Source organism: Tepidibacillus infernus, from assembly GCF_048898065.1.
Lineage (GTDB): Bacteria > Bacillota > Bacilli > Tepidibacillales > Tepidibacillaceae > Tepidibacillus_B > Tepidibacillus_B infernus.
Window position 1 is genome coordinate 41,926 of record NZ_JBLWFI010000001.1, and the last position, 18,915, is coordinate 60,840.

Below are 18,915 nucleotides of genomic sequence, written 5' to 3' on the forward strand. Positions count from 1 at the left end.
ATTGACGACAAAACATGAACAGATTCTAAGATATATTGAAGAACTTCCAGTAGGGACAAAAATTTCTGTACGACAGATGGCAAAAGAACTAGAAGTTAGTGAAGGAACTGCCTATCGGGCAATTAAAGAGGCAGAAAATCAAGGATATGTAAGTACGATTGAACGGGTTGGGACAGTAAGGATCGAAATGAAACAAAAAGCAAATATAGAAAAGTTAACTTTTGCCGAAGTGGTTAATATTGTGGATGGCCAGATTTTAGGAGGTAGGGGAGGCTTACATAAAACCCTAAATAAGTTTGTGATTGGCGCGATGAAATTAGAGGATATGATGAAATATGTTGATCCTGGCAACCTATTGATTGTAGGTAACCGGGTTCAAGCACATAAACTCACATTAAAACAAGGAGCAGCTGTTCTTATTACTGGCGGATTTGATACAAGCGAAGAGGTTAAAGAGTTGGCAGATGAAATGGAATTACCGATTATTTCATCAAGCTATGATACCTTCACTGTCGCTTCTTTGATCAATCGCGCAATTTATGATCGTTTAATTAAAAAAGAGATTGTCATGGTGGAAGATATTATTCCTGAACAGGCTGAAGTGACTTACTTGAATGATGATCAGACGGTTGGTGATTGGCAACGTTTAGTTGAGAAAACCCATCATAGTCGTTTTCCTGTTGTAGATCATCAATTAAAATTAGTAGGAATTGTCACGCCAAAGGATATTGTGGGGAAGGAATCTTCAGTCCCCATTGATAAAGTGATGACCAAAAACCCAATCTCTGTTACAGCAAAAACCTCTGTTGCTTCAGCAGCCCATATGATGGTTTGGGAAGGTATCGAGTTGCTACCAGTCGTAGATACTTACCGTCGTCTGATTGGAGTGATTAGTCGTCAAGATGTGATTAAGGGTTTACAGTATATTCAAAAACAGCCGCAAATTGGAGAAAAGATTGATGACTTGGTGAATAAACAATTTGAGGAACGTAAAATAGAAGATGGCTCGATTATCTTTGTTGGAGAAGTAAATCCGCAAATGACAAACCAGTTGGGGGCATTATCAAGCGGACCCCTTATTAGCCTGATTACAGAAGCAGCTCATCGTGTGTTAAGGCACCATAAAAAAGGAGATCTTGTCCCTGAAAATTTAATGATCTATTTTGTAAAACCTGTGCAAATCGAAAGTGAGATCGAAATACGACCTAAAGTGATCGAAGTTAGCCGTAAATTTGGGAAGGTCGATGTAGAAGTCTATCATAAGAACCAATTGGTGAGTAAGGCCATGATTACTTCTCAAGTTTTAGAACGTTAACCATCAAGATAACCCGACATTTCATAGGAAGAGATGTCGGGTTATTAGGTAAATTCTTTTTTGCTATTCATCGGCTTTGACGGGAATAAACCAGCAACCTTTTTCTGTTTCATCAATATGAACAGAAATATTTTCTTCTTTTAACATTTTTTTAACTAATGAGATGACCTCTTGTGTTTCAGCAAACGCAGAGAAACCATTTTTAATTTCTGCTACCTTTCCCCTAGCAATCTCTTTGCGATTTATTACCATTTCTTTTCCCTCCTTTTTAATCATTAAAGAAAGTACTACTTTCTTTTCATTATCATAATGGGAACCCACAAAAGAAATCAGAATAACACTTATACCTATTTTACACAAGGTTAAACGTTTTTGCGACCTACAAAGTAAAATTTCACAGGATTATGAATCTTGTTCATGGGCAGATAGCCAGATCTCTGTCGTCGATTGAATATATATAATCTTTACCTTGACTAAAAAAGTTTTATCCTTTGTTTTGAATGATTTATTATTTAGCAGCTGGTAGATAAATTCAGGATTTTTTCCTACCTCTATTACATTCTTACCTACAAGAAAACGAATTTCAGCCGTTAATGTTTCCAACAAGGCGGTTTCGTCGAATGGATCTAACTTATTTTCAATATGGAAAGTAACGATTCTTATCAATTGGTTTTGTTTTCGTTCTTTTTTTTCTTGTTCTAAACTACTGATATATAATTTGTTATCATTCAATTCTTTTTGCAACTGAGCATTTTTAATATGAAGTTGGTCTAATTGGTTGCCATGTAAAAATAATGCAATGAACATACCAAAGTAAATTCCCATCATAAAAAATAACAAAGTGCGGATCAATGGTTTATGAAGGACCCAGGAAATATATCTCATGATGTAATATCCCCTTTTGCTAACAAAACGATGACTAATTTTCCTGAGTAGGCACCTGCTAAACCCATAATAATATAGATGATTTGTTTCATCATCGGTGATAAGTCCCCACCCAGTACACCTGTTTCAAGTATTTTAAATGAATCAAACGTTCCTCCAAGAGCAACAACTAGTGCCCAAATACGCAATTTATCTGACAAGTCTATCATGGTATGGATCGGAGGCTGTTTTGTAAATAATGCGCCTAATCCGCCAAAAAGAGAACCTCCAATCATGACGCCAAAGGCAACAAAATAATTCATAAAGAGATTTCTGATAAATTCTTGCATCTTAATCCCCTCTAACCTATAATCATTTTTTTTTACCGCGTTAGAATATACAAACCTTTTTATACTTAAACTTATGGAAAAAACCTTAAGAACATGAATGAAAAACGTAGTGTATAAAACATAGGCTACCTTGACGAAAAAGGTATAATAGGAATGATTAGAAGTTTTTTATGAAGGAGAAATTACGATGGTAGAAATGGTGGAATTCGTCCATCTTCATGTACATACAGAATACAGCTTATTAAATGGAGCTTGTCGAATTGAGCCGCTAGTAAATAAGGCAAAAGACTTAGGGATGACTTCTTTAGCCATTACCGATCATAGCGGTATGTATGGTGTGATTCCTTTTTATAAAGCATGTCAAACTGCTGGGATAAAACCAATTATCGGTGTAGAAATCTTAGTGAACGGCTTCCCGCTTGTACTTCTTGCTGAAAATAATCTAGGGTACCAGCATTTAATGAAACTTGTTTCTATTTCTCATCTAGAATCTTCATCTTTTCAACCCACGATCGATAAGAAAGCATTGCAACAGTATCATGAAGGAATCATCGCTTTAAGTGGTGGATTAACTAGTGAAATTAGTCAATATTTGGTTCAACAACAATATAAAAAAGCACTGGAAACCGCACTTGAATATCAAAAATTGTTGGGTACCGATCACTTCTACTTAGAAATACAGAATCATGGATTACCTGAACAAAAACAAGTGAATCCTTTATTCATTCAGTTAAGTGAAGAAACGGGTATCCCAATGGTTGCAACAAATAACGTACATTATATTGAGAAAGAAGATGCATTGATACAAGAAGTATTAGAAGCGATTGGAGCAGGTCATACATTAGATCAATCAGATCAGGCAAAACTTCCTACAAAGGAATTTTATTTAAAAGATCAAGAAAAGATGAACCAGCTATTTGCAACTGTAAAAGGTGCGGTTGAAAATACAGTTCATATTGCCAATCGATGTGATGTAACGATCGAATTTCATCAATTGGCTTTACCAAAATTCCCTTTACCATCTTCTATTCGTGCAGAAGAATATTTAAAAGCGTTGGCACAAAAAGGATTACAAAAAAGGTATAAGCAGATTACTGATCAGCTACAAAAACGATTAATGAAAGAATTAGCGGTCATTGAAAAAATGGGATTTGCCGATTATTTTTTAATCGTTTGGGATTATATGAAATTTGCCCATCAACAGGGAATTATGACAGGACCTGGGAGAGGATCAGCTGCAGGAAGCTTGGTTGCGTATGTCCTTGGGATCACAAATGTTGATCCGATAAAGTATGGATTATTATTTGAACGTTTTTTAAACCCTGAACGAGTAAGTATGCCAGATATAGATATTGATTTTAATTATGAGAGACGTGACGAGGTGATCCAATACGTTTCAAAAAAATATGGACATGACCGAGTTGCACAGATTATTACGTTTGGTACATTTGCTGCAAAAGCAGCGATTCGCGATGTGGGTAGGGTATTAAATATTCCTTATATCGAAGTGGATAAAGTGGCCAAATTAATTCCTTCCCAATTGGGGATTACGTTGGAGCAAGCATTGACAGAAGTTGATGAATTAAGAGAGCTTTATCAGAAAAATGAACGAATGAGGGAATTGATCCAGATTGCTATGAAAATTGAGGGAATGCCAAGGCACCATTCTACCCATGCAGCTGGAGTTGTCATTGCTGACCAAACATTAACGGTATATACCCCTTTACAAAAGGGGCAAGAGAAGGTTTCCTTAACCCAATATCCAATGGGAATCTTAGAACAACTAGGCATGTTAAAAATGGACTTTTTGGGATTGAAAAATCTCACGATTATCGAAAAAACATTGGCTTGGATCAAAAAATCAAGAAATAAACAAATTCAATTGCATCATTTAGATGATTCAGATCCATTAACCTATCAATTGTTGAGTCAGGGACATACAAAAGGGGTGTTTCAATTAGAATCACCTGGAGTAACTAAAGTGTTAAAAGAGCTAAAACCTAGCCATTTTGAAGATATTGTAGCGATTTTAGCTTTATACCGCCCTGGCCCAATGGAATCTATTCCAGACTATATTCAGGCAAAACATGGTAAAAAGACCGTTCAATACCCAGACCAAAGTTTAGAGCCGATTTTAAAAGATACCTATGGAATCATCGTCTATCAAGAACAGATCATGCAAATTGCATCGAAAATGGCTGGTTTTAGTCTAGGTGAAGCTGATTTGCTTCGAAGGGCTGTAAGTAAAAAGAAAAGGGAGATTTTATTAGAAGAAAGAAATCACTTTGTTCATGGTGCCATTCAAAACGGAATTGAAGAGAAAAAAGCAAATGAAGTATATGATTTGATCGTTCGCTTTGCAGACTATGGTTTTAATCGATCCCATGCAGTTGCTTATGGTGTGCTTGCTTTTCAAACCGCATATTTAAAGGCACACTATCCAGTAGAATTCATGACAGCCCTTCTCTCTGAATCGATGGGTAATCAAGATAAAATAGCAGAGTATACGGATGAATGCAGGAAAATGGGGATTGAAATTTTGCCTCCAGATCTTTTGCAAAGTGATGCTAGCTTTACTGTCCAGGATGGGAAAATTCGATTTGGTCTAGCAGCCATTAAAAATATTGGTATCCAAGTGATTGAATCGATCATTCTACTACGTCAAAAACATTCGACTTTTTCTTCACTTTTCGATTTTTGTATGAAGGCTGATTCTAAGGTGTGTAATAAAAAAACGTTAGAATCGCTTATTTTAAGCGGTGCATTAGATCGATTTGGGATTCATCGGGCAAAACTGATGGCTAATTTGGATGATTTGATCGAAAGGGTTCAAAAAAAGAAGAAATTACAGGAAGATTTGCAAATTCATTTGTTTGCAGATTTAGAAGTAGGTACAAAAGAAGAGGATTTTGATTGGTTTGAGGTTCCACCCTTTTTAGAACAGGAACAATTACAAAAGGAAAAAGCAGTTTTAGGCATTTACGTATCAGCACATCCTCTTAGTGCCTTTAAAGAGATTCTAAATGAATACACTACACATTCTTACGATATGCTGGTTCAGCTTAGCGAAGGAACCTCTGTTGTAATCGGAGGATTGTTAAATGATCTAAAGCTGATCTTGACAAAAAAGGGGCAACAAATGGCTTTTGGCCAAATAGAGGTTGATTCAAATCTGTTAGAATTAGTGATATTTCCTAAAGTTTATGCTACCTATCGGAACCAATTAGTAAAGGATGAGGGAATTCTTGTTCAAGGAAAAGTTCAACATCAAGAGCATCGAACAAAACTGATTGTAGAAAAAATTACTTTATTGTCCCAAGTAAAAGAAAAAAGAAACATAAAAAAACAGTCAAATCATAAACATAAAACAAGCCCTAGAATGGTGATTAAAATTAGTGAAGCTAATGAAAACAGTAAAACTCTAAACCAATTGAAACAAGTCTTAGCAGACAACTCTGGAACCATACCAGTCATCCTCTTTTATGAAAAAAATAAAAAAACACGACAGCTAGCGAAGGAATACTGGGTAGAGGGAAGACCATCATTATTCCAAACCATTGAAGAAATATTAGGTAAAAACTCTTTTGTTATGCAGGAAAAACTTTAATAAAATTGTGAAAAAATTAGAATTTAGTTTTATATCCTAATATCTTTTGATATAATGGTGGTGGTCAGACCACTTCCTAGTTTTTAGCAACCATCTAAATTATAATCGGGGAGATGAATATCTGTGTCTACATTGAAAGAAGAAGCATTAAAAATGCATCGCGAAAACCAAGGAAAACTTGAAGTGCATGGAAAAGTTGCTTTGGCAAATTCCCATGACTTAAGTTTGGCTTATTCGCCTGGGGTTGCTGAACCATGTATGGCTATTCATGATGACAAAGAAAAAGCTTACGATTACACCATGAAGGGGAATTTTGTTGCTGTTGTATCTGATGGAACAGCAGTATTAGGGCTTGGACATATTGGTCCTGAAGCTGCACTACCAGTAATGGAAGGCAAATCCGTATTGTTTAAAAACTTTGCAGGTGTTGATGCTTTTCCAATCTGTCTTAACACGACAGATGTGGATAAAATTGTAGAAACAGTTAAATTATTAGAACCTACTTTTGGTGGTGTAAACTTAGAGGATATTGCTGCTCCAAATTGTTTTATCATTGAAGAAAGACTAAAAAAGGAATTAAACATTCCTGTTTTTCATGACGATCAGCATGGAACAGCAATTGTAACTTTGGCTGGACTCATCAATGCTCTTAAATTGGTTAACAAAAAAATGGAAGAAATAAAAGTCGTTGCAAATGGAGCAGGGGCTGCAGGTATTGCCATTATCAAATTATTAATGAGTATGGGTGTAAAGAACGTGATTATGTGCGATACCAAAGGAATTATTTATGAAGGTCGCCCTAATGGGATGAATCCTGTGAAAGAACAAATCGCAAAAATTACAAATCATGAGAAAATCCAAGGTTCATTAGTAGATGCGCTTAAGGGGGCAGATGTTTTTATTGGGGTATCTGTCGCAGGTGCAGTTACTCAGGATATGGTAAGATCCATGAATCAAGATGCAATCATTTTCGCTATGGCAAACCCAGTTCCAGAAATTTTCCCAAATGAGGCAAAAGAAGCAGGGGCAAGAATTGTAGGAACTGGTCGATCTGATTTACCAAACCAAGTGAATAATGTATCCGCTTTCCCGGGTATTTTTAGAGGGGCGCTAGATGTTCGAGCTAAAGAGATTAACGAGGAAATGAAGATTGCAGCCGCTTATGCAATTGCTAACTTGATTGAAGAAAATGAACTTCATGACGATTATGTGATTCCAGATGCTTTCGATCCTCGCGTAGCACCAAAAGTTGCAGCTGCTGTTGCTAAAGCAGCGATGGACTCAGGAGTTGCTAGAATCACTGTGGATCCTCAAGAAATTGAAGAAAAAACAAAAAGATTAGCTGTAATTAAATAGTTGTAGGATAAGTTGATGAGATGGTTTTGAGATAGGAGAGGTGGCTTAATGCTCGATGATACTAAAGAGCTTAAATTATATCAGGAAGTTTTACTAAGGATCAACCAAATCATTGAAGCAGACAATCTATCTACAGGAGACCGGTTACCTTCTGAAAGAGAACTTGCTGAGCGATTAGGTGTGGGAAGATCTTCTGTAAGGGAAGCGTTGAGAGCATTAGAGTTATTAGGTTTAATTACTACCCGTCGTGGTGAAGGAACGTTTATCGAAGATTATACTGCCCACCACTTAGTAGAAATTCTAGCTTTTTATATCCTTAGAAATGAAAAATCAAAAAAAGATCTTTTAGAGATAAGAAAAATCATTGAGCTTGATGCCGTACGATTAGCGGCTGAGCGGATGGATGAGAGTAAGATTAGGCAAATAGAAATGGTGATTGAGGAATCCGTCAAAAAACTTGAGTCTGGTATTCTCCCTTTAGAGGAAGACTATTTTTTCCATGAATCAATTGCATTGGCTAGTCGTAATTATCTTCTTTATCGAATTTGGAAACCTGTCTTTGATTATGGGAAAACGATATTGAAAGAATCGTTAGGGCGAAATGGAAGACCTGAAGTATCCATACAAGAGCATCAAAATATTTTAAAAGCATTAAAGGCACGTAATGTAGAAGAAGCAGTAATACAAATGAGATTGCATTTGGAGAAAAGTGAATTTTTTGCTTAAAATATGACATTTTTGAGGCTATTCTTTGAAATCTTGATAAATATCGCTATAATGAAAGTATTGTTAAGGTTTTTGAGGAGGATACTTCATGTGGACTGTCATTTATATTGCACCTAATGAAAAGATAGCTGAAAAAATTCGAGATCAATTAACTACTGAAGGATTTTTAGTCAAAATTAGACAAAGTCATGTTTTGAAACAGTATGAGATCCTAGTACCAGAAGGAGAATTAGATGAAATAAGAGAGGTATTGGCGACGATTCTTCCTTAAAACCATCCTATGTGAGGTGTTGGTGTGTTAAAGGATTTTTTTTATAAACGAAGAAAATATGCAACGATCCCTTCTGAGAAGGCTAGAAAAGATATTCCAGAAGGAATGATTGTCAAATGTGACAAATGTGGCAAAATTACTTTTGCGAAAGAAATACAAAAAAATCTTCATGTATGCCCTCATTGTGATCATCATATGTCTGTTTCTTCTCCTGAACGCCTTATGATGACGCTGGACCAAGGAAACTTTTTTGAATATGATACGGATTTGATCTCTTCTGATCCTCTTCATTTTGAAGGCTATATCGATAAGTTAAAAAAGGATATGGATAAGACGAATTTAAATGAAGCCGTTGTGACTGGTGAAGGAACGATTGGTGGTTTTCCTGTGGTCGTTGGTGTAATGGATTCACGCTTTCGTATGGGAAGTATGGGTTCTGTTGTTGGTGAAAAAATTGCAAGGGCAATTGAGAAAGCAATTGTAAAAAAATATCCCTTTATTTTATTTTCTGCATCCGGTGGAGCAAGAATGCAAGAAGGTATTTTAAGCCTAATGCAGATGGCGAAAACAAGTGCCGCATTAGCAAAATTGCACCAAGAGGGTATTCTATTTATCTCTGTATTAACGAATCCTACGACAGGTGGGGTGTCTGCTAGTTTTGCATCCTTAGGTGATATCAATATTGCAGAACCTAACGCATTGATTGGTTTTGCTGGCCGGAGAATTATTGAACAAACGATCCGCCAAAAACTACCTGATGATTTTCAAACAGCAGAATTTTTATTAAAGCATGGTCAATTAGATATGATTGTTCATCGAAAAGATATGAAACAAACATTAGCGAAACTTTTGGATTTACATATGGTAAGGGGGGAAGCTAATGGCTTTTGAGCTACCTTTTGAAAAACCCCTCATAGAACTACGTAAAAAAATCGAAGAGTTAAAACAATTTACATCTAAAGAAGGTATCGACTTTTCAAAAGAAATTGAAGAGCTAGAAAAGAAAGCAAGAAATCTTGAACAAGAAATTTATGGACAACTTACTCCATGGCAAAAGACGCAAATTGCTAGACATGGACAAAGGCCTACTACATTAGACTATATTGAGCATATTTTTACTGACTTCATTGAGTTCCATGGAGACAGAGTTTTTGGCGACGATCCAGCGATTGTTGGTGGAATCGCAAAATTAAATGGGAAACCGGTTACTGTTATTGGTCACCAGAAAGGAAAAGATACGAAGGATAATATTCTACGTAATTTTGGTATGCCTCATCCGGAAGGCTACCGAAAAGCTCTACGGCTAATGCAGCAGGCTGATAAGTTTCATCGACCTATCATTTGCTTTATTGATACACCTGGTGCATATCCTGGAATTGGTGCTGAGGAAAGGGGGCAAAGTGAGGCCATTGCTAGAAACTTAAGAGATATGGCTTTATTTAAAGTACCGATGATTTGTATCGTAACAGGCGAAGGTGGAAGTGGTGGAGCTCTTGCTTTAGGGGTGGGTAACCATTTATATATGTTAGAAAACGCGATTTATTCTGTCATCTCTCCAGAGGGAGCAGCAGCTTTATTATGGAAAGATGCGACTCAAGCTTCAAAAGCAGCCAATACAATGGGAATTACTGCTCACCATGCCTTTGAGTTTGGAATTTCAGATGGTGTGATTAAAGAGCCTCTAGGCGGGGCACATAAAGACATTAAATTTCAATCGAAGGAAATTAAGAGGTATATTGAAGAATCGCTTGCAACCTTATCTTCGCTAAGTCCAACTCAGTTGGTAGAACAACGTTATCAAAAATTTAGAAAAATCGGTCAATACTCCTCATTGATCTAAATGAAAAGAAAGTCTATAAAAGTCTATAAAAAGTTTGATTTCATGGTATAATAATGTTGATCAAGGTACCCTAAAAAAGGGTACACTCTTTTTTGTCCACTATGGACTTAAAATGTCCCTTATGGACATTTTATGGTATAAAAGTATACAAAGAGGTGAGAAGCATGAAGCGAATTGCAGTACTAACAAGTGGTGGAGATGCACCTGGTATGAATGCAGCGGTTAGAGCCGTTGTTCGAAAAGGTTTTTATCATGAGTTAGAGGTTTTTGGTATTTATCATGGATATAGTGGTCTAATAAACGGGGAAATAGAGAAATTGGATTTAGGCTCTGTAGGTGATATTATTCATCGAGGGGGAACGATCCTTTATACAGCGAGAAGTGATGAATTTAGGACACCAGAAGGCCAAGCAAAGGCAGTAGAACAATTACAAAAGCATGGAATTGAAGGCCTTGTCGTTATTGGTGGAGATGGTTCTTTCCGTGGAGCACAAAAGTTAATTCAACATGGCATTGCTGCCATTGGCGTACCTGGTACGATTGATAATGATATTCCTGGTACAGATTTTACTATCGGTTTTGACACAGCAGTCAACACAGTGATTGATGCGATTGATAAAATAAGGGATACGGCAACATCGCACGAACGTACATATATAATTGAAGTGATGGGTCGCAATGCAGGGGATATTGCCTTGTGGTCAGGTTTAGCAGATGGTGCAGAAAGTATCATTATTCCCGAAGCCTACTACAACATGGATGAAATCATTGAACGCTTAGAACGTGGCCATAAACGGGGTAAAAAGCATAGTATTATTATTGTAGCTGAAGGCGTAGGTAGTGCGGTTGAGTTTGGTAACAAAATTAAAGAACGAACAGGTTTTGAAACGAGAGTAACCGTATTGGGTCATATTCAAAGGGGTGGATCTCCAACAGCTTTTGACCGTGTATTAGCTAGTCGTTTAGGCGCTGAAGCAGTTGAATTGTTATTAAAAGGTCAATCCGGTAGAATGGTTGGTATTCGCTACAATCAAATCATTTCTTTGGACATAGATGAAGCTTTAATGCAAAAACATCAAGTTGACTTAGCGTTGTACCAATTAGCTAGTATTTTAGCTATTTAGAAAAGATAAGAAGAGTTATTAATGTTGTAGAAGGGTGGAAAAAAGAGAATGAGAAAAACAAAAATCGTTTGTACGATTGGCCCTGCGAGTGAAAAGGTAGAAGTATTAAAAAAACTCATTCATGAAGGAATGAACGTAGCTAGACTTAACTTTTCTCATGGGGATCATCAAGAACATTTAGCAAGGATTCATAACATCAGGCAAGCTGCAAAGGAAACAGGAAAAACAGTTGCCATTCTCTTAGATACGAAAGGTCCTGAAATTCGCACAGGTGTGATAGGTGCACCTGAAGTTGAATTAAAACAAGATGGGACGATAATTTTAACCACGGATGAAATCATTGGCGATGAAAATAAAATTTCGATTACATATGCAGGTCTTCCAAATGATGTACAACCTGGTTCTAAAATCTTAATTGATGATGGATTAATTGGGCTAGAGGTTATAAAGATTGAAGGCAATGAAATTCATTGTAGAATTTTAAATGGTGGTATTCTCAAAAGCAAAAAAGGTGTAAATGTACCGGGAGTAAAAATCAATTTGCCTGGTATCACAGAAAAGGATGCAAAGGATATCCTATTTGGAATCGAGAATGACCTTGATTTTATAGCTGCTTCTTTTGTGAGAAAAGCGAGTGATGTACTTGAAATTCGCAAGATTTTAGAGGAACACAATGCAGACATTTTGATTATCTCCAAGATTGAAAATCACGAAGGTGTTGAAAATATTGATGAAATCTTACAAGTTTCCGATGGGATCATGGTGGCTAGAGGGGATTTAGGTGTTGAAATCCCAGCTGAAGAGGTACCTCTTGTTCAGAAGATGATTATTGAAAAGTGTAATAAAGCTGGTAAACCAGTCATCACCGCTACCCAAATGTTAGATTCCATGCAAAGAAATCCACGTCCAACCCGTGCTGAAGCAAGTGATGTGGCAAATGCAATTTTTGATGGTACTGATGCCATTATGTTATCAGGTGAAACTGCTGCAGGGAAGTATCCTGTAGAATCAGTTGCAACGATGGCAAGAATCGCAGTGAGAACAGAAGAGGCTCTTAATTACAAAGAAATTTATAATAAGAGAAGCTCATTACAGCAAACTACTGTAACCGATGCCATTAGTCAGGCAGTAGCTAATACTGCTATTGATCTAGAGGTAAATGCAATTTTAACGCCGACTGAAAGTGGACAAACTGCAAGGCTTGTTTCTAAATATCGTCCAAAGGCTCCGATTATTGCGATCACACCAAATCCGAAAGTGATGAAGAAATTAAGTGTTAGTTGGGGAGTATATCCCATCTTAGGGCAACAAATTAGAACAACGGATGAGATGATCACACATGCTGTTGACGAGGCTCTAAATGCGGGAGCTATTAATCAAGGGGACTTGGTCATTATTACAGCAGGTGTTCCAGTAGGCAAAACAGGTACGACAAATTTAATCAAAGTACATTTAGTTGGTGATATCGCAGTAAGAGGACAAGGAATTGGAAATCGAGTCGTAACCGGGAAAGTAATAAAAGGGAAAACAGTTGAGGAAATAGCGAGTAAAATGGAAGATGGAGCAATCCTTGTTACTTACTCCACAGATAAGGACATGGTAAGTTCTTTTGAAAGAGCAGCAGCTGTAATTACTGAAGAAGGTGGACTAACCTCACATGCAGCGGTGGTAGGGATTAACTTAGGAATTCCTGTGATTGTCGGTGCTGAACAAGCTTATGAAAAATTTGAGGATGGTATGATCGTTACAGTTGACCCAGAACGAGGCTATGTCTATGCGGGACAAATTCCAATGATGTAATAAATAGATAAGATGATACATCAAGAGACCGTTATTAAGACGGTCTCTTTCTCTAGAATTTTATTGTTAAAGAAGTAAGGGGGAAATAACAGTGGAATGGACAGAGACACCGATTCGTGTTCGCTATCAAGAGACTGATCAAATGGGTGTTGTGTATCACGCTAATTATTTTGTTTGGTTTGAAGTGGCGAGAACGGAAATGATCAAAAAATTTGGGATCAGTTACAAAAAACTAGAAGAAAAAGGCTTACTATTACCAGTTTTTGATGTATCCTGCAAGTATAAGGTTGCGGCAAAATATGATGATGATTTGTTGATTCAAGCCCGATTAAAAGCATATAGTAGTTTAAGAATGACCTTTGAGTACCAGGTGATACGTGTTACTGATGAAAGATTACTAGCGATAGGTGAAACAAGTCATGTCTGGATAGACAAGAACTTTAAACCTGTTCGATTAGAAAAAGTAGCACCAGAAATTCATCAAACATTAATCAGTTTAGTTAATCGTTAAGGGGGAGAATTTGTGTTCAGAACCATTGTATTTTTAATGATTGTGATTCCTGCCTTGGAGATTTGGGGGCTTATCAAAGCTGCTCAATTTATCGGTGGGGTGCAAACGTTTTTGGCTGTCATTTTAACTGGGGTTATTGGAGCCTTTTTAGCCAAAAAGGAAGGATTAAAAACATGGAATAAAGCTCAGATTGAGCTTAGAAATGGACAACTACCAGGAGATGCGATCTTAGATGGGATTAGTATTTTTGCAGGAGGACTTTTATTACTCACGCCAGGTTTTTTTACAGACACAATCGGTTTTTTTATGATTTTTCCCGTTACAAGGAAACTGATAAAGGGGTATCTAAAAAGATGGTTAGAACGAAAAATTCAAACAGGACGATGGTATTTTTATGATCCAAATTCCAAATGAAATCATTTTTCTAATTTTATTGTTAGGAATTGGTCTACTAAGTAAGAATCAATCGATTGTGATAGCCGTGGCCATTCTTCTGGTTATTCGCTTAAGCCATTTGGGAGACCGCATTTTTCCGCTGTTGGACAAGCATGGAATGAATATCGGCATTATAATGATCACGATTGCTGTATTAGTCCCTATTGCTAAAGGAAAAATCCAACTGCAAGATTTAATCGAATCCTTTAAGTCAAGCTATGGTATCATTGCGATTATATCTGGAATGATCGTCGCTTTGTTTGCAGCAAATGGCATTCAATTATTAGAAAAAACACCGCAAATCACAATAGCCTTAGTATTAGGCACGATTTTTGCCGTGGTTTTCCTTAAAGGAATTCCCGTTGGCCCTTTGATTGGTGCTGGGATTGCAGTGACATTGATTAAAATCTTTGAATGGTTAAAATACTTTTTCGACTAAGAGAAGAGGGAATGAATCTATGTAAGCATGATTTATTCCTTTTTTTTGTTCAATTTTAAACAAATTAGGCAAAGGCATAAAAAATGAAAAAAGAAGTAAGTGTTAAACAAGATTTCTAAAAAGATTATACTACTTCGTAATCCAGAAATTCTCCATCTTCAAAAAGCCTTGGTAATTCTATTTTTGCACAAAGTTTAATATAATAGAGGATATAAATGTCAATATATACAAAAGAATATAATTTTTAAGAAAAATTAGAATAGTAGTTCACAAAATTGCAATAATATATTACAATATATTCAAGATATTATTATTTAACTAAAATTCTGAAAATATAGAGATCATATTTTGGTTCGTTGATTTGAGGATATGTATCTTTCATATCTTCTAATTATAAAAATGAAAAAAGGGGAGAGGGTGAGGTGTTTATATGTCTACTTTAAAGAACGTACTCGCCAAAAAAATTGAGGAGCACAGAAAAAGAACGACAAAGCTCTTAGTTGAAAGTGGCGATGTCAAAATTAGCGATGTGACGATCGCACAAGCAATTGGTGGGATGAGAGGAGTCAAAGGTCTAGTTACTGACATCTCTTATTTGGATCCATTTGAAGGGATTCGCTTCAGAGGGTATACAATACAAGAAGTTATGGAAGGTCTTCCAAAACCTGAAGGCAAAGATTACCCTTATGTAGAAGGATTCTTTTATTTACTTTTAACAGGTGATATCCCCACAAAAGAACAAGCTGAAGAAGTAGTAGAGGATATGAAACATAGAGCAAAAGTACCAGAGTATGTGTTTGATATTCTTAGGGCGATGCCGAGAGATTCACATCCCATGGTAATGTTTTCGGCAGCAATTGTATCGATGCAAAGAGAGTCAGAGTTTGCTAAAGCCTATAACGAGGGAAAATTTAATAAATATAATAGTTGGGAATACATGTATGAAGATGCATTAAACCTGATGGCAAGATTACCACAAGTTGGAGCTTTTATTTATAGGCTAAAATACAAAGGTGATACACAAATTGATCCAGATCCAACTCTTGATCTTGGTGGAAACTTTGCTCATATGATGGGATTAGAACCTCCTTATGATGAAGTAGCTAGAATGTACTTTATTCTTCATTCAGATCATGAAAGCGGCAACGTATCTGCTCATACCACTCACTTAGTCGCATCAGCTTTATCTGATGCTTATTATTCGCTATCTGCTGGCATCAATGGATTAGCTGGTCCTCTTCATGGCCTTGCAAACCAAGAGGTGCTTGCATGGATTCAACAATTTATGGAAAAATTAGGTGGTCAAGTTCCTACAACAGAACAATTGAAAAAAATTGTATGGGATACGCTTAATAGTGGCCATGTTATACCTGGATATGGTCATGCAGTTCTTCGTAAAACTGATCCAAGATATACTTCTCAAAGAGAATATTGCTTAAAGCATTTACCAGACTATCCTCTATTCCAACTTGTCAGTAAGCTTTATGAAGTTGTTCCTGATATTCTAAAAGAGCAAGGCAAAGCAAAAAATCCATGGCCAAACGTAGATGCTCAATCTGGTGTTATCCAGTGGTATTATGGTCTTACCGAATATGATTTTTATACAGTTCTATTCGGAATTGGTAGAGCACTAGGTGTTCTTGCTAATATTACATGGGATAGAGCGCTTGGTTACCCAATTGAAAGACCAAAATCTGTAACAACTGATATGTTGGAAGAATACGCAAAACAGGCACAAGAAGCAAAGAGTAACGAACATAGAGCCTAGATGATTTTGTTGTTTATAATAAGAAAACTGGAAGCGTTTGCATCATAATTTATTTGTAAAGGAATATAAAAAAAATTAACAAAATTTTAAAAATGGATTGACGTTCTAGTTTTTAATGTGCAGAATAGGAATTAATTGGGGTGTTTAAGTTTTCTTAAACCCCCTTGATTCATTCATATTAGACAAAAAACAATGGGAGAAATGGGAGGTAACAGACGATGTCAATTTTTGAAAAGTTTGACATGCCAACAAGAGGGGAAAAGATTACCATTGAAAATGGAAAATTAAATGTACCAGACAATCCAATCATTCCATTTATCGAGGGGGACGGGACAGGGCCAGATATTTGGGCAGCTTCTGTTCGAGTGCTAGATGCAGCAGTTGAAAAGGCATATGGCGGCAAAAGAAAAATTGAATGGTTTGAAGTTTACACTGGAGAAAAATCTTTTGAAAAATGGGGAGAATGGCTTCCAAAAGATACTTTAACAGCGATGAAAGAGTATTTGGTAGGAATAAAGGGTCCATTAACTACACCGATTGGTGGTGGAATTCGTTCCTTAAACGTTGCATTACGCCAAGAATTAGATTTATATGCTTGCGTTCGCCCTGTTCGTTATTTCCAAGGGGTTCCTTCTCCGATTAAGCATCCAGAATGGACAGACATGGTGATTTTCCGTGAAAATGCGGAGGATATTTATGCAGGTATTGAATGGCAAGAGGGAACAGAAGAAGTTCAAAAAATTGTCCGCTTTCTAATCGATGAAATGGGCGTAAAGAAAATTCGCTTCCCTGAAACCTCGGGTATTGGAATTAAGCCTGTATCCAAAGAAGGTACATACCGTTTAGTTCGTTCAGCTATTGACTATGCCTTAGAAAATAATCGTAAGAGTGTAACGTTGGTTCATAAAGGAAATATTATGAAATTTACTGAAGGGGCTTTCAAAAACTGGGGTTACGAAGTAGCTGAAAAGGAATATGGTGATAAAGTATTTACTTGGGCACAGTATGATCGCATTGCGGCTGAACAAGGTACAGAAGCTGCAAATAAAGCACAAGAAGAAGCATTAGCATCAGGCAAACTATTGATTAAAGATGTGATTGCAGATGCATTCTTACAACAAATCTTAACTAGACCAAAAGAATATGATATCATTGCTACCTTGAACTTAAATGGTGATTATATTTCTGATGCTTTAGCCGCACAAGTGGGTGGAATTGGTATTGCACCTGGAGCCAATATTAACTATACAACAGGTGTTGCATTGTTCGAGGCTACTCATGGTACAGCACCAAAATATGCGGGATTAGATAAAGTGAACCCATCATCTGTTATTCTATCTGGAGAAATGATGTTACGTTATATGGGATGGACAGAAGCTGCAAACCTCATTATTTCTGCTATGGAGAAGACCATTTCCAATAAAACAGTAACTTATGATTTTGCTCGTTTAATGGAAGGTGCAACGGAATTGAAATGCTCCGAATTTGGAACAGAATTAATTAAAAATATGTAATTCCAAAAAAATGGAGGGAATCACAATGGCAATGAAACGGAATAAAATTTCTGTGATTGGTGCTGGTTTTACTGGAGCTACAACTGCCTTGTTTTTAGCTCAAAAAGAATTAGGAGATGTTGTACTAGTTGATATTCCTCAACTAGAAAACCCAACAAAAGGGAAAGCCTTAGATATGTTAGAAGCTACTCCAGTTTTAGGGGTGGATGTAAATATTGTCGGTACAAGCAACTATGAAGATATTACTGGCTCTGATCTTGTGATTATTACTGCGGGAATCGCTCGTAAACCTGGAATGAGCCGTGATGATCTTGTTAATACAAATGCGGGTATTATAAAATCCGTTGCAGAACAAGTAGCAAAATATGCACCTAATTCCTATATTATCGTCTTATCCAATCCTGTAGATGCAATGACCTATGTTGCTTATAAGACAACAGGTTTCCCTAAAGAGCGCGTGATAGGTCAATCGGGTGTACTTGATACTGCTCGTTTCCGTACCTTTGTCGCCCAAGCTCTTAATGTTTCTGTTGAAGATGTAAATGGGTTTGTATTAGGTGGCCATGGAGACTCGATGGTTCCTCTTGTTAGATATTCATTTGCTGGTGGCATTCCGTTAGAAACATTATTATCAAAAGACCAATTAGATGCGATCGTTGAACGGACACGTAAAGGTGGTGGCGAGATCGTCAATCTATTAGGAAATGGTAGTGCTTATTATGCACCAGCTGCTTCACTTGTTCAAATGGCTGAAGCCATTCTAAAAGATAAAAAACGAATCATTCCAACCATCGTTTATTTAGAAGGTGAGTATGGATACAATGATATTTATCTTGGTGTGCCAACATTGATTGGTGGAAATGGTATTGAAAAAGTATACGAATTAGAATTAACAGAAGAAGAAAAGGCTGCACTTAATAAATCTGCAGAAGCCGTTGAAGCAGTTATCAAGTTAGTTCGATAAAAAAATAGATTACGCTTCAAGAGATAAACCC

At 36.7% G+C, this 18,915-nt stretch carries 18 protein-coding genes; 15 read left to right on the forward strand and 3 right to left on the reverse strand.

What is annotated here, in order from left to right:
- Position 1 precedes the first annotated feature (1 nt).
- The gene (locus tag TEPIDINF_RS00270) at positions 2 to 1,315 is read left to right on the forward strand and encodes a DRTGG domain-containing protein (RefSeq protein ID WP_068722617.1); all 1,314 of its coding nucleotides are present in this window, start codon (positions 2 to 4) and stop codon (positions 1,313 to 1,315) included.
- A 63-nt stretch (positions 1,316 to 1,378) separates the two neighbouring features.
- Here the strand turns inward: TEPIDINF_RS00270 and TEPIDINF_RS00275 are convergent, their stop codons facing one another.
- The 3 genes from TEPIDINF_RS00275 to TEPIDINF_RS00285 all read right to left on the reverse strand — a co-directional run bounded on the left by TEPIDINF_RS00275 (position 1,379) and on the right by TEPIDINF_RS00285 (position 2,529).
- Complete coding sequence (locus TEPIDINF_RS00275; RefSeq protein WP_421691126.1) at positions 1,379 to 1,567, reverse strand: YtzJ family protein; 189 nt, start codon at positions 1,565 to 1,567, stop codon at positions 1,379 to 1,381.
- 150 nt (positions 1,568 to 1,717) lie between these two features.
- The gene (locus TEPIDINF_RS00280) at positions 1,718 to 2,200 is read right to left on the reverse strand and encodes a sporulation membrane protein YtrI (protein WP_069797770.1); all 483 of its coding nucleotides are present in this window, start codon (positions 2,198 to 2,200) and stop codon (positions 1,718 to 1,720) included.
- Positions 2,197 to 2,529: a YtrH family sporulation protein gene (locus tag TEPIDINF_RS00285; RefSeq protein WP_068722625.1), complete on the reverse strand. Its 333-nt coding sequence runs from the start codon at positions 2,527 to 2,529 to the stop codon at positions 2,197 to 2,199. Before TEPIDINF_RS00285 ends, TEPIDINF_RS00280 begins: the two co-directional genes overlap by 4 nt.
- A 187-nt stretch (positions 2,530 to 2,716) precedes the next feature.
- On the opposite strand from TEPIDINF_RS00285, the gene TEPIDINF_RS00290 reads away from it, so the two are divergent.
- The 14 genes from TEPIDINF_RS00290 to mdh all read left to right on the forward strand — a co-directional run bounded on the left by TEPIDINF_RS00290 (position 2,717) and on the right by mdh (position 18,884).
- A complete protein-coding gene (locus TEPIDINF_RS00290; RefSeq protein WP_421691127.1) occupies positions 2,717 to 6,136 on the forward strand; it encodes a DNA polymerase III subunit alpha in 3,420 nt (1,139 codons plus the stop codon).
- 123 nt (positions 6,137 to 6,259) lie between these two features.
- Positions 6,260 to 7,492: an NADP-dependent malic enzyme gene (gene ystJ, locus TEPIDINF_RS00295; RefSeq protein ID WP_321164130.1), complete on the forward strand. Its 1,233-nt coding sequence runs from the start codon at positions 6,260 to 6,262 to the stop codon at positions 7,490 to 7,492.
- A 48-nt stretch (positions 7,493 to 7,540) separates the two neighbouring features.
- Entirely contained in the window at positions 7,541 to 8,218 is a 678-nt protein-coding gene (locus tag TEPIDINF_RS00300; protein ID WP_068722627.1) for a FadR/GntR family transcriptional regulator, read from the forward strand.
- 88 nt (positions 8,219 to 8,306) lie between these two features.
- Entirely contained in the window at positions 8,307 to 8,489 is a 183-nt protein-coding gene (locus TEPIDINF_RS00305) for a glutamate decarboxylase (RefSeq protein WP_068722629.1), read from the forward strand.
- A 24-nt stretch (positions 8,490 to 8,513) separates the two neighbouring features.
- Positions 8,514 to 9,380: an acetyl-CoA carboxylase, carboxyltransferase subunit beta gene (accD, locus tag TEPIDINF_RS00310; RefSeq protein WP_421691128.1), complete on the forward strand. Its 867-nt coding sequence runs from the start codon at positions 8,514 to 8,516 to the stop codon at positions 9,378 to 9,380.
- Positions 9,370 to 10,329, forward strand: a complete 960-nt coding sequence (locus tag TEPIDINF_RS00315) for an acetyl-CoA carboxylase carboxyltransferase subunit alpha (protein ID WP_068722633.1) — start codon at positions 9,370 to 9,372, stop codon at positions 10,327 to 10,329. Before accD ends, TEPIDINF_RS00315 begins: the two co-directional genes overlap by 11 nt.
- 164 nt (positions 10,330 to 10,493) lie before the next feature.
- Complete coding sequence (gene pfkA / locus TEPIDINF_RS00320; protein ID WP_068722635.1) at positions 10,494 to 11,453, forward strand: 6-phosphofructokinase; 960 nt, start codon at positions 10,494 to 10,496, stop codon at positions 11,451 to 11,453.
- A 48-nt stretch (positions 11,454 to 11,501) separates the two neighbouring features.
- A complete protein-coding gene (gene pyk / locus TEPIDINF_RS00325) occupies positions 11,502 to 13,253 on the forward strand; it encodes a pyruvate kinase (protein WP_068722636.1) in 1,752 nt (583 codons plus the stop codon).
- A 91-nt stretch (positions 13,254 to 13,344) separates the two neighbouring features.
- Positions 13,345 to 13,764: an acyl-CoA thioesterase gene (locus TEPIDINF_RS00330; protein WP_268807431.1), complete on the forward strand. Its 420-nt coding sequence runs from the start codon at positions 13,345 to 13,347 to the stop codon at positions 13,762 to 13,764.
- 12 nt (positions 13,765 to 13,776) lie between these two features.
- On the forward strand, positions 13,777 to 14,178 hold the full coding sequence (locus TEPIDINF_RS00335) for an FxsA family protein (protein WP_421691129.1): 402 nt from the start codon (positions 13,777 to 13,779) through the stop codon (positions 14,176 to 14,178).
- Positions 14,159 to 14,638, forward strand: a complete 480-nt coding sequence (locus TEPIDINF_RS00340) for a DUF441 domain-containing protein (RefSeq protein ID WP_068722639.1) — start codon at positions 14,159 to 14,161, stop codon at positions 14,636 to 14,638. The genes TEPIDINF_RS00335 and TEPIDINF_RS00340 overlap by 20 nt, the downstream gene beginning before the upstream one ends.
- A gap of 430 nt (positions 14,639 to 15,068) precedes the next feature.
- The gene (locus TEPIDINF_RS00345) at positions 15,069 to 16,406 is read left to right on the forward strand and encodes a citrate (Si)-synthase (protein ID WP_068722640.1); all 1,338 of its coding nucleotides are present in this window, start codon (positions 15,069 to 15,071) and stop codon (positions 16,404 to 16,406) included.
- A 218-nt stretch (positions 16,407 to 16,624) separates the two neighbouring features.
- The gene (icd, locus tag TEPIDINF_RS00350; protein ID WP_153011973.1) at positions 16,625 to 17,920 is read left to right on the forward strand and encodes an NADP-dependent isocitrate dehydrogenase; all 1,296 of its coding nucleotides are present in this window, start codon (positions 16,625 to 16,627) and stop codon (positions 17,918 to 17,920) included.
- A 25-nt stretch (positions 17,921 to 17,945) separates the two neighbouring features.
- Positions 17,946 to 18,884 carry a malate dehydrogenase gene (gene mdh, locus TEPIDINF_RS00355; protein WP_068722641.1) on the forward strand — a complete coding sequence of 313 codons (939 nt, stop codon included), beginning with the start codon at positions 17,946 to 17,948 and terminating at the stop codon, positions 18,882 to 18,884.
- Positions 18,885 to 18,915: the final 31 nt, after the last annotated feature.